7 protein-coding genes are annotated in these 12,398 nt (G+C 60.9%); all 7 read right to left on the bottom strand.

Going from position 1 to position 12,398, the window contains the following annotated elements; genetic code table 11:
- Positions 1-5: 5 nt before the first annotated feature.
- The 7 genes from AC1DQM_RS04620 to bcsQ are packed head-to-tail and all read right to left on the bottom strand — an operon-like array spanning position 6 to position 12,061.
- On the bottom strand, positions 6-680 hold the full coding sequence (locus AC1DQM_RS04620) for an alginate O-acetyltransferase AlgF (protein ID WP_018927935.1): 675 nt from the start codon (positions 678-680) through the stop codon (positions 6-8).
- Complete coding sequence (locus tag AC1DQM_RS04615; RefSeq protein WP_138867385.1) at positions 677-1,345, bottom strand: SGNH/GDSL hydrolase family protein; 669 nt, start codon at positions 1,343-1,345, stop codon at positions 677-679. The genes AC1DQM_RS04620 and AC1DQM_RS04615 overlap by 4 nt, the downstream gene beginning before the upstream one ends.
- A gap of 17 nt (positions 1,346-1,362) precedes the next feature.
- Positions 1,363-5,223: a cellulose biosynthesis protein BcsC gene (locus AC1DQM_RS04610; RefSeq protein WP_138867386.1), complete on the bottom strand. Its 3,861-nt coding sequence runs from the start codon at positions 5,221-5,223 to the stop codon at positions 1,363-1,365.
- A complete protein-coding gene (gene bcsZ / locus AC1DQM_RS04605) occupies positions 5,199-6,440 on the bottom strand; it encodes a cellulose synthase complex periplasmic endoglucanase BcsZ (protein ID WP_138867387.1) in 1,242 nt (413 codons plus the stop codon). Before bcsZ ends, AC1DQM_RS04610 begins: the two co-directional genes overlap by 25 nt.
- Positions 6,441-6,447: 7 nt before the next feature.
- Complete coding sequence (gene bcsB, locus AC1DQM_RS04600) at positions 6,448-8,751, bottom strand: cellulose biosynthesis cyclic di-GMP-binding regulatory protein BcsB (protein ID WP_225602733.1); 2,304 nt, start codon at positions 8,749-8,751, stop codon at positions 6,448-6,450.
- The gene (gene bcsA, locus AC1DQM_RS04595) at positions 8,748-10,979 is read right to left on the bottom strand and encodes a UDP-forming cellulose synthase catalytic subunit (RefSeq protein ID WP_138867389.1); all 2,232 of its coding nucleotides are present in this window, start codon (positions 10,977-10,979) and stop codon (positions 8,748-8,750) included. The genes bcsB and bcsA overlap by 4 nt, the downstream gene beginning before the upstream one ends.
- Positions 10,976-12,061, bottom strand: coding sequence for a cellulose biosynthesis protein BcsQ (gene bcsQ / locus AC1DQM_RS04590; RefSeq protein ID WP_138867390.1), 1,086 nt, complete (start codon positions 12,059-12,061; stop codon positions 10,976-10,978). Before bcsQ ends, bcsA begins: the two co-directional genes overlap by 4 nt.
- Positions 12,062-12,398 lie beyond the last annotated feature (337 nt).

The raw sequence follows: 12,398 nt of genomic DNA, 5'->3' as shown, positions 1-12,398 counted from the left end.
TCCGATCAGTGGGCCAGGACGTCAGTCGCGAGCAACAGGTGCGGGCCATTTGCACCAGGCAGCAGCACAACGCTGTAGCGCTCGCCGGCCTTGAGCTGGCCGAGGTCGAGTGGCGCACCGACATTGGTTTGGGCGCAGACCAATTGAACCGATAGGGTGACCGGGTTGATCGCTCGGCGTTGCACGCTGCCGTCGGCCACCTCCTTGAACAGGTCGGTATTTTTCCCCGCAGCACGCAAACCGGCCTGGGTGCACGCTGGATCGGCGCTGATAAACGCCAGCGAGGCTCTCAGGCTATTGAAATCGTCGGGTTGCTCACGGATGACGACCTGACGGATACCTTGAGCGCTATCTGGCAAAGCGATCACACTGGCGAATTCGCCTGCTGCCACCTGGATGTCCAGCGGCTGGCTTTTGCCGTTGCGTTCCAGGGTGCCCTTGATCGGTTGGTTGGCGGGCACGGGCAGGTAGTCGGACACGGCATTCGAACCCTCGAGCCTGAGGCTGGCCCGCGAGCCTTCGGCCAGCAGCTGCAAGGGGCGGTCGGCGGCGTTGATAAAGCGCAAGAAGGCCGAGTCCTGATCCGGGCCCGTCGGGTACAGGGCAATGTCGGCGGCCTGGGCGTGCAGGCTCAGCATCAAGGGCGCGAACAGCGCCCAGCCACATGCGGATCGAGTCATTTGCCGGCTCCTGTGCTGCTGACGGTGTCGGCGGGCAACTTGGCCAACGCACCACCAATCGCAGTGCCCCAGGCTTGATAACCGGCAACGGTAAAGTGCTGCCCATCGGTGGTGATCCACTGCCCGGGTTTGGAGAACGTCAGCGAATCGATGTAGGTGCAAGGCGCCACGTTCGCGGCTAAAAACTGCGACATCAACTGGGTGCGGGCATCATTCTTCTGGTACATGCCACCGGCTTTGCCCCAGGCCGGGCCCACCCAGGCGCAACGGGTCCCGGTGGCCGCGATGGCCTTGGCCAGGCCGGTGACGCTTTGCCATGCCCAGGCCTTCGGAAACACGGGCTTGTCGTAGGACGCCATGGTGTCGCCGATGATCAGTACCACCAGGTCGGGCTTGTCGGCGGCGATCAGGTCCTGGATCGGTGTGGTGGTGGCGTCACGACCCTTGATCACCATCTTGTCGTTGCCTTTGCGCTCGGCACCGCAGTCGACCTTTTTACTGATCAGCCAGTCGCCGGCGCTGGCGCCACAGGCACCGATGGAGTGAACCAGGGCGCCTTGGCGAGTCAGGTTGTCGTGCAGCGGCTCCAGCAAATGGTCCGCGAGGCTCATATGGCTCTCCCCAAGAACAAGGAGCGTCAGGCCGGCAAGGGCAGAAGTGGGCATCGGAAACTCCAGAATGATCAGTTGGAATAAGGTGAGGCGTACGGACTGACCGGCAAGCTCATGGGGCCGCTGATGTCCTCGAACAGGTAACGCAAAGACAGGGCGCCGCTGAATTGTTGGTAGTCGTGGGCGTTGTCCAGGCCCAGATTGGCGCCCAGCAGGAAGTTCGAAGCGACCTTGTATTCAGCCGCTGCGGCGACGCTGTAGCCGATCCCGGTTTTGTTTTGCCCGGCGTAACGCAGGCCCGAGGCCGCCTGCAGGGCTTTGTCGGTCGGGAAATAGTCGACACTGTCTTGCTCGAAATGCTGCACGCCGACCGAGCCCTTGACTTGATACGTCAAGCGCCCGGTGCGTTGTGCCCAGGTCACCGGTACGCCCAGGGCGAAGAACGTCTGCGGACTGAAATAGCCGCCGTGGCCATAGGTGAAATAGTCCTGATTGTTCGCGTAGCTGATGCCGGTCATGCTCAGGCCGACGGTCAGCTTGCTGTCCGTTGCATTTTGCAGGTACCAGTAGATGCCGCTGCCCAGTTCACTGCGGCTGTTGGATTCGACATGGTTGCCCAATAGCTGGTGCCAGGAGGCGTAGCCATAGGCGCCGACTTCACTGTCGTCATAGCTCAACTGGCCGCGCCCGCCGTTGGCGGTCACACCGCCCCAGGACTGCCCGCTGCGTTTGTCCGTGGTGCCGGCAAACGAGGTGACGCTGTCAGTCACCGGACGCCGGGAAACGCTCACCCCGTAGCGGACATTAGAGGAGTCGCTTATGGGGCGATCAACGCTGATGCCGCCCGTGGCGGTGGAGTATTTGAAGCCGAGCGGGGTGGTGCCGAGATCGGCCTTGAGCCCTTCCGCGGGCCGTTGGATAGCGACGGAAAGACCGACACCCTCGGCTTTTTGCGAGCCGGCGCCTTCGCTCTGCGCACCGCTACCGAAGCGCTGCAGTGCTTCGCCGCTGGCACTGCCGGCGTTCAGCGAGACCGGTGTCACGCGCAGGGCGACGCGGCTTTCATCCAGCGGGATATTGATTTCCAGCGGCGTTTCAATATCGGTCAGTTTGCTCAACCCCGACTCACTGTTGTTGCTGCGAATGCTCACGCCCTGGGTGACGTAGGCACTGCGCTCCTGAAGGATTTTATTCAGCGCCAGTTGTGCGGGGCTGATGTCTTCACTCACCAGCGCTGCGCGCGGCAGCTGCGACTCGAATGGATTGCTCGCCTGCTGGGGCCTTGGCAGGGCGTCGATGCCAAAAGGGGAGGTAGACCTCACGCTGCCCGGCATTTCCTGAGCCGGTGGCGGGATCGCTGCCAGCAAGGTGTCGCGACTGACCTCGCTACGTGGCCCCGACACCCCCGCAAAAGGGTTGGGTGCCACCGTCGAACCGGCCAGTTGGCCGCTCTGGCTTCTGCGTTTCTCGCTCTGTTCGATGGCCACTGCCTTGCGCAGCAGATCGGTCGCCGTGCCGGTCTTGCCCATGTTCTGGTAAAGGCGGGCGGCCTCGGTCAGCGTTTGAGGGTTACCGGATTCGGTCTTGAGCAGCTGTTGCAGTACCTGTTCGGCAAAGCCTGTGTCATGTGCCAACACCGCCGCGTCGGCGGCACCCAACAGCAGTTGTGGGTCGTTTGGCTGACGTTGTAACAGCGGCTTGTAGAGTTCGAGGGCTTTTGCCGTGTCGCCGTTGGCCGAATACATTCGTGCCAGCGCCGCGACGGCGGCGCTGTCACCGGGACGTTGCGCCAGCGCGGGCGCCAGCGTGTCATACGCGCTGGCCAGATTGCCTTGTTCGCGTAGATGGTCAGCCTGGCGGATGCGATAGAGATGGAGCAGGTCGTCGAAACGCTTGCGAGTCGGTGCGTTCAAGGGCTTGTTCTGAAGGTCGCGCAGAATCTCGTTGACCTGGGCGTCTTCCCCGGACTCAAGCAGGACCGAGGCGTATTGCAGGATGAAGTCCGCCGAGGGCGCAGCGGTGTGTTGCAACTGGCCGCGCATGAGGGCCAGCGCTCGGGTCGGCTCGCCGATCTCGACATAGGCCGAGGCCAGGCTCGCCGTGCGATCTGGACTGTTGTTGGCCATCGGCTGAGTACGATCGAGCAAGGTCAGGGCTTCCTGGCGCTGTCCGCGCTTGCCCAACCCGATCGCCTGGCTGAGTTGCAGGTTGAGGCTGACATCAGCGGCCAGTGCTTCCATGTCCGGGGTGCGCTGGTCGGGGCGCAAGCGTCCCAAGGTTGCCTGGGCGGCTTTCCACTCACCCATCTGGACCGACAGCAAGGCGCTGACGTAAAGCGCATCGGCATTGTCGGGGTGGGCCTGGAGCATGGTGTTGATCAGGTCCCGAGCCTTTTGCGGTTCGCCCATCGCCAGGTTCAGGCGGGCCAGGGCGAAACGTGTCCAGACGTTGTCCGGTTCGTAGCGCAGCGCGTCTTGCAAGGCGTTGCGCGCAGCGGGCAGGTCGTTGCGTTGTTCGGCGAGGGCGGCCAGTTGTGTCGCGCGCAAGGCTTGCAGGCGTGCGGACTGGCCGGTCTTTGCCTGTCCGGTGGCTGGCAGGCTGTTGATCAGTTGCAGGGCTTCATCGTTCTTGCCGCTCTTGAGCAGCACATTGACCAACCCTTCCTGTGCTCGAGGGTCGTCGCGGCGCAGATTCAAAATTTGCCGATAGTTGCGCTGAGCCTCATCGAACTGGCCCGCGCTGGCCTGAATATCCGCCAGGGCGAGGAGAGCATCCGCCCCGTTTGGATTCTGCCGCAGCGCCTGGTTCACCAAGGCCTGTGCCTGGGCTGTCTGGCCTTTGGCCTGGGCATCGCGGGCCTGCTGCAACGCAGACCAGTAGCGCACTTCGTTCAGCGCCACTTGCCAGCGGCTGCCGTTGTGTTGTCGCGTGGCCTGCCCCAGGAGCTTTTCCGCTTCGGCCAGTCGCTGTTGCTGCTGGCGAATAACTCCAAGGCCGCCCAGCGCGTCAGCGTCATCGGGCTGGGTTTTCAAGCGTGCTTGAAACGCCTGTTCGGCGGTGGCCTGGTCGCCTGCTTTGAGCGCCTTCAGGCCGCGCGCGACTTCGGCGGGCGGTTGCCATTCCTTGGTGGTCGTCGTTGCCGGCTGTTGCTTGCCCTTGTTCATCTGCGCGCGGATTTCCACGTCATCCGGATGCGTCTTGAGGTACGCCTCGAACAACGGTACTTGTGCCGGATTGGGCGGACCGATCCAGGTCAGTGCCAGGCGCCAGCTTTCGTCGGCATCACCGGCAATGTCGGTACGCTGGGTCAGCGCGGCCAGTGCACGAATGCCCTCGGCACGGCTGTCTTCACGACGGACCAGATGCTTGGCGTAAAACAGCGCGACGATCGAGTCGTTGGGCATCTCACGTTGCAGGCGCTGGAATCCGCTGCGTGCTTCAGCCCAGTCAGCCTGATTGAAGGCAAGGTTGTTGTAATACTCGCGGCCGATCGTACCTTGAGGTGGGCGGCCATCGAACAGCGAGCGAAACACGGCGGTCGCCTTGTCACGCTCACCGGCATCGACGAGGCGCCGAGCCTCCTCCAGGCGCTGCTGGTTCTGCGGTTGGGCCACGCCGATGTCCTGCGCCAATTGCAGGGCCTGTCGAGGCGTTGGCTGGATGGCTTGCAAGCGGGCGAGGTATTGCTGCGCCTGTTGTGGCTTGCCCTGTTGCACGCCGATCAAGCCCAGGCCATAGAGTGCGTCAACCTGGACCGGGTCCAGCAGCAGGACTTTCTGCCAGACTTCCGTAGCGCGTTGAGGGTTGTTGTGCGACTGCCAGTAATGCCCTTGCTCGACGAGTAACGTCTGTGGCGTCGGACTTTGAGCGTGTGCAGCAGCCGTCCATGCGCTCATGACGGCGATGGCTAGCGTGCGGTGGTGCGCGTGCATGCGGTCTCCCAGGAGAGTTTCAGCGTTCCGTCTTCCCGGAATCGGTAATGTTTATCTGCCCAGCCGAGCGCGAACAGGCTAAGCATGAAGTTGTAGTAACGCGGCGGACTGGCGTCGGCATCAGGCCTGGCCAGCGCCTCTTGCAAGGCGAGCTCCACGCGCTGGCGTTGTTGATCGGCCAACCGGGGATGCCCCTTGGCCTCAAGGTAGGGAATCAGTGCAGCCCAGAATCCGAACGGGCTCTGACCCTGAACACTGCCGTGGAGAGTCCGGACTGTTTCCGGGGGGGAGCCCGTCGCGACAGTGCTGCGAGCCATGCCGTCCAGCCGTTTGAGCAGGAGCGCTGCCAGCGGTTCGGAGGCGTCACTCATGCCCAGCCAGAGGTACGCGCGAATGGCATCGTAGCTGCCCGTGTCGCCGTTGATCGGGTCGCTGACGAAGACACCCGATTGCGCTGAAGTGCCTTGATAACCGACCCAGTCAGCGACAAAACCGTGGTGGCTTGATTGGGCAATCATCGTCGCGGTGTTGTTGGCAATCGCTTGCCAGGGGCCGTTGGGAGCTTCCTTGGCCAGCCGCCGTAACAGTGGCAGTGGCAGGTAGCTGGGGTTCAGGCGCCAGAGAGCATCCGGCAGGACGAAGCCCTGTGGTCCAGGCAATACCATCGGACCCAGCCCGGGCAGCGTGACGACCAATTGCGCTTCAATCGTCGCCATCAGGTGCAGGGCATCCTGGCGATAGTCCGGCCGATGCCACAGGCGTGCGGCTTCGAGGAGGGCGTAGGCGATCCACAGGTCGGCGTCGGCAGCCGAGTTGGCGTCTTGCAGGCGCCACTGACCGTCCGTGCCTTGCCCCCATAACCAGCCTGGCAGGCGAGTGGCGGTGGTGGAGCCTGCGAGGTTGGCTGATGTCCAGCGCCAGAGTTTGTCAAAGCGTGCCTGATCGTTGCCGATTAGTGCGAAGAGCATGCCGTAGGATTGCCCTTCAGAAGTGCTGTGATTGTTCTCCAGGCTCGATTCCAGAACCCGGCCGTCGGCCTGGACGAAGCGCGTTGCGTAGGTTTGCCACAGTGGCCAGGCCGGCAACTCACAGGGAGTTGTGGCGGCTATCGCAGGCACCGGCAGGGCGAGCGCAAGCACAACGCTCAACCTGCGCACGTTACCGCGCAGGCACTGGCGAAGTGAAACCGCCCGGCTGCTCATGGACGACACAGGCATGCGCAGCTCATTGGCCAAGACGACGTTTGGCCCGTAAGCGCAGGGCCAGGTAAGTCATCGAAGCAAGCAGCAGGACCCCGAGGAGCGTGAACAGCATGAGCGCCATTATGTTTTGCGAGAGGTACCACTGCAGATAGCGCAATGGCCCCAGGCTCCCGACGTAGTAGTCCTGTTCGGCGACCAGCGATTTGACATGCTTGCCCTTGACCACCACCAGACTGCCCTGCAACTCGTGGGCGTTTTCTTCGTTGCTGAGCAGGGCGTTGGTCACGTCGGCCAAGCCGTTGGGCCTTGCGCTGGCGATAAACACAACACTGCGCCCACTCTTGAGCGGCGATTCGAATCCAGTCAGATAAGCACTGCCGTCGTCAGCGCTGAACCTGAAGCTGCTGCGCGCTTCACGCAGATTGGTTTTCGTATCCGGGCTGATCCAGTTGCGCAGACGCAAGGGCAGGTCAGACAGTTCAAAGTACTGCGCAGCAGCTTCGTCCTTGGCCGGCAGCAGGCTTTGCCATTGCTCCAGCAGCGGCTGATTGTTGCCCGAGGCGAGCACCAGCAGATCCCGGTCGCTTTGCTCGGCCACCTGGTCGGCGTGGACCACCTTTACGCCGGTGGCCGGATAACCGGTGGAGTCACCGAAGCGGCCCAGCACGGTCAGATAGGCGCTCAGATCGGCCGGGCCTGGCTCATTGGGCAGGATCACCGATGTTTCAGAAAGGTCGGCCATGCGGGTGAACGGGAAGCCGCTGTCCTTGAACACCCCGAGGTTGGGCATGGCCATGAAGTGTTCGTATTGGCTGAGGTCCAGGGTCGAGTCCGGGTCGATCACACCGCGCATGTTGTCGATGATGATGTCGCGGCAGTCGCCCTGTTTGATGTAGTCATACATAAAGCGAAATTGCAGGCGTGATTGCAGCGCTACGGAATTGAGCGGCAACAGCATGCGCGACGTGCGGGCCAGGCTGTCGTCGGTTTTGAGCATCGCCAGCAGGCTGTCGCTGCTGCCGAGTTTCTCGATCGAAGGCAGATCGATCGACTTGATGAAGGTATCGTTGAAGTGGACCAGCAACGAGGAATTGGTGGAGACCGGTTGCGGCGTATAGCGGTACTTCAGGTCAAGTTGCGCGCCAGGCTCACGCCAGTTGAACAGGTCGGGTGGCAAGCGCAGCGCAACCGTCATTTGTCCCGGGTTGTAACCCGACACATTGAGTTCTGCGGGCTTCGCCAGCTCACCCAGGCGAACCGGGCGGTCGGAGGGCAGCCAGTTAGGCGCGTCGTACGGTCGGCGTGGCTTGAGCGAGTCGATCCGGTCGATCACCACGCTCTGCCCGGAAAAGGCCGAGCCACCGAGGGCCAGCGCGGTCGCGGCGACCTTGAGATCGGCGCCATCGCGCCCGGAGACGATCAACAGTTTGCCCTGAGCATCATTCGGGTTGCTCACGAGTGTCAATGTCGGCCCCGTGGCCGCTTTGATCGGCAAGCCACTCAAGGCCGTCGATTCGCCACTGCTGACAAACACCACGGCGTTGCCTTTGGCCGGCAGGCTGGTGAGGCTGGCGGGGAAGGTTGCGCCGCGGTAGCTGGCCAGGGCGCCAAACCAGGACGACAGGATACCGGCGGCCTCAAGCTCAGGGCCGCCCGGGCGCGCAGTGAACACGAAGGGCAGCTTCAGGGGCGAAGCGTCTCGACGATCGAACAAGGGCAGAGGCAGAGCGGACAGGTCGTTGGGCTGTTTAATCGAGGACACCTGGAGGCTCAGCTGGCTATCGTTGCCGATCTTGGCCCACAGGCTGGAGTGCAGAGGGTCTTCACATTGCATCGTGTAGTGACCGATGAACTGCAGGCTGAGCCGGTTGAATTCGGTGATGGTCTGCGGCGGAATCTGCACGGTCCGGGTCTGCAATTTACCGGCCTCTTCCTTCGGGAGGGGCAGGCTGGCGGCCACTTGATCGTTGATCAGCACGTTGATTTGCGAAAGGTCGGCCAGCAGCGCCGGTGAATAGCTGTACTGCAGCGTGACCTGCGCAGCCGTGACGACTTCATCCGCGCGCACATTGAAGTTCACACTGTCGGTAGCCTCCACGCCTTTAAGGTTCATCGAATAGCTTTTGCCCAGCTCCTTGAGGGTGCGGGTATAGCTGTTGCTCGGGGCATCGGTCCCGGGCAGCGATGCGACTGGCATCACCGCCGGCTCTGTGGCACTGATGGGGGTGGTAGCACTCAACGCCCAGTCGCTCCAGCCCACTAGTGAGCAGGCGAGCAGCATGAGTGAGCGACGAGGAGGAAAGGTCCGGCGAGTGGAAGGCTTCAAGATCGTTGCGTGTCCGCGGTGGGGTCGATGGGTGATGGAGTGGCCGGGCGTTTGCGCAGCAGCGCCTGGCTGTCCTTTAGGGTGGCAACGAACAAGCGCAGGATGGCGCGCAAGCCAATGCTGCTGACCTCGCGCAACGCTGACATTGGCGCGTCGAGGCGCCCGTTGCCCCACGTGTTGGCCCAGGTGTCGGCCCGTGAAAAGGTCAGTCGCACCAGCTCACTTTGCTGGCGCAGGGTCAAACCCTCGAATTTCACGCCTGCCACGTTGTCGTTGCTGAAGATCGTTGTTGCGGGAAAGAGGCTTGAGGGAGGGGTGCGCAGAATGCACAGCCGCAGCTTCTCTTTGGCGCTGAGCTGAACCTGCGGTGGCAGTACCAGACCCACGCCGTTTTGTGAGAAATCCCGGGTTATGCAATCGAACGATGTGCCGTCTTCGCGATAGACGCGCACGGGCAGATCCGCGGGCACCCTGGGCTCGTTGCGCACTTGAGAGGACTCAGTGGCCACCGCCACGGCGGTGCTGACGATGATGATGTTGTACACGGTCCAGACCAGGTTGATCAGCAGGGTAGTGACCTCGGCCGAATCACTCCCGACCAGTTTCACCACGCCGATCGCCAGACCGATCATGTTCAAGGTCAGCAGGACGATGTAAGGCCGCGCGAGCTTCCAGTTGAAATAGTCCTTTTCGACGGTGCCGCCCTTGTCGGTTACGTTGAATTTGCCCAGCGAAGGGCTGATCAGGGCCAGCAGTACCGGTCGCATGATGTGCCAGGCCAACACCGACTCATACACTTCGTTCCAGAAGGAATGGCGGAAGCGCCCCTGGATGCTGGAGTTGGTCAGGCTGGAGTGGAAAATATGCGGCAGCACATAGACCGTGACCATCAACGCCGAGGCATGGAAAATCTGCGCGTCGAAAAAAAGGTAGGCCAATGGTGCGGTCAAGAACACCAGACGGGGCAGGCTGTAGAAAAAATGCATCATGGCGTTGAGGTAGCAGATGCGCTGCCCCAGGTTCAGTCCTTTGCCAAACAAGGGATTGTCGGTCCGAAAAATCTGCACCATGCCCCGCGCCCAGCGTATGCGCTGGCTGATGTGTCGGGAAAGGCTTTCGGTGGCCAGTCCCGCCGCTTGTGGAATGGCGAGGTAAGCGGTGTTGAAACCACGGCGATTGAGCTTGAGTGCCGTGTGCGCATCTTCGGTCACGGTCTCGGTGGCGATGCCGCCGACTTCCAGCAAGTGAGTCCGCCGGATGACCGCGCAGGAGCCACAGAAGAATGCCGCGTTCCACAAGTCGTTGCCGTCCTGCACCAGGCCGTAGAACAGCTCACCTTCATTGGGTACCGAGCGAAAGGTATCGAGGTTTTTTTCGAACGGATCGGGTGAGTAGAAAAAGTGCGGCGTTTGCAGCAACGCCAGGTTCGGGTCCTTTAAAAACCAGCCCATGGTGATTTGCAGGAAGGAGCGGGTGGGTACGTGGTCGGCGTCGAATACGGCAATGAACTCGCCATCGGTGACTTTGAGTGCCTCGTTGAGGTTGCCGGCCTTGGCATGTTGATTGTTGTCGCGGGTGATGTAGTTGACACCAATCTGCTGACAGAAAGCCTTGAATTCCTCCCGGCGTCCGTCATCGAGCACGTGCACCCGCAGTTTGCCCTCGGGCCAATCAATGGCCTGAGCCGCGAGTACCACCAGTTTGACGATACCCAATGCTTCGTTATAGGTGGGAATGAACACATCCACCGTCGGCCATTCAGCGGGTGGCTGTTGCAGAAACTGCGGCTTACGTTGCAACGGCCAGGCGGTCTGTATATAGCCGAAGACCAGGACGAGCAAGGCATACAGTTCTGCCAGCACCAGCCCGTAGCCAAATACGGCATCCTGCCAGTTGTCGAAGTCCAGGGTGTCGGACAGGCGCCAGTACATGTAACGCAACGAAGCGATCAGCGAGAGGGTGATCAGGGTCAGGATCGCCAGACGCCCGGTTTGCTTGCGGATGATCAGGCTGGCGGCAAAACAGACGGAGGCAAACACGGCTTGGGAATACAGATTCTGCGGTGCAGTGAGGATACCCAGCACCAACAATGCCGCAATCAGCCCGCCTGAAATTTTCAGGCCCAGGCGCCAACGCAGGGGCCATTGACTGAAGCGATCCTGGAAGCTATCCAGTAGCTTCTGCAACCACCAGGTCTTTGCAGGTAGCTGATTCAGCTGGACGGTCATAGCGTGCCCTGCTGGCTGGAAGCATCCGCGAAAAGCAGGGCATGGACCGCGCCTGATAGCGACAGAATGTCCTGACAGCCAATGCTCTCAGGTGCGTACTGCAACAGGTCCCGACCATAGGCCAGCGACTCGTTGAACTGGTGATCGAGGCGAATCGTCCCGATCAGGTCAGCGCCGAGCCGTCGCTGAAACAGCACGCCCATGTCCCTGCTGAACGCACGAGAGTCATCCCGTTGGTTGAGCACATACCGCTGCCGCTGTGCGCGTCGCGGGCTGGTTTCCAGCCACTGGGTCATGGTGTCCAGTGCCAGGTAGGAGGCCGCGTCGGCCACCGTCATCACCAGCACCAGATCGGCAGCGTCGAGTGCCTGTTGCGAATAGACGGTCGCGCCCGAAGGCGTATCCAGGATCACGGTATCGTTTTCGCTGAGGTTCATTGACGCCAGGTGCTGGCTCAACCAGTCAGCATCTTCAAGCAGCATCTGCCTGAGCAATCGGCGTTCGTTCAGCTCGCCAGTGCCGAAGGGCAGGCACTCACTGTCACTAAAGCCCGGCAGGCGATGAACGCCCCAGTCGGCGTCCTGCTCTTTGAGCTGGATCAGCCCGGGAGCCGGCCTGGTGATACCCAAGTGGCTGGACAGCGCGTTCTGAGGGTCCAGATCAATCGCGATGACTCGCCCGCCAGGGTGCCGAAGGGTTTTCGCGAGGCCAGCGGCGACGGTACTTTTACCCACCCCACCATTCGCTGAAACGATGGCAATGACCTTCGCCTTCGTCCGCTTGTGAATCGTTTCTGGCAGACCGTCTCGGCGAACCTGGTTGAGTTCTCGCAACAGGTCGCTCAAACGCTGACGGTCACCCGTAGCAGAACTCGCAAGTGGTTCGGTCAGGGGAGGGGGCTTGGGCGATGGTGGCGAGGGGACAGTATTTTTCACCGGTTCGACCGGCGGTTCTGGCTCAGCCACCGCAGGTATGACCGGGTCGTCTTTGAAATCTTTATAGTTTGGTTGTATTTCCTGGTAAGTCTCTGCGTTTGCGCCAAAACGTGTAAAGAGTTTCGTAATGTCATCTACATATTTCATGCGTTGTACCAGGAATGAAATAACTTAGAAACTCAGCATTCCATTAACTTAACAAAGTTGATGCGTCGTCTAGGCGTTGGCAGAGTGCCATTAATTTAGGGTTTCCATGTAGGTGTGTCAATAATTGTTATAAAAAGTCAGCGAGTCATGTTGGTGTTTGTCCAAGTATTATTTGTGTGTTGTGATATTTGTAGAAAGTGTGAGTGTTAAAGTGCGCCAAAATAATAACTGTCCAGTGAGGTGTGGTGCGGTAACAGGTAATAAGTGCATTTATCGGAAGAAATAATTTCCGAATATTCTTGTTTTAGGGATAAAAGAAATCTCTTCGATTTCAATG

This window comes from Pseudomonas sp. 01L34, from assembly GCF_056400265.1.
This window is presented reverse-complemented; position numbering and strand designations above follow the sequence as displayed.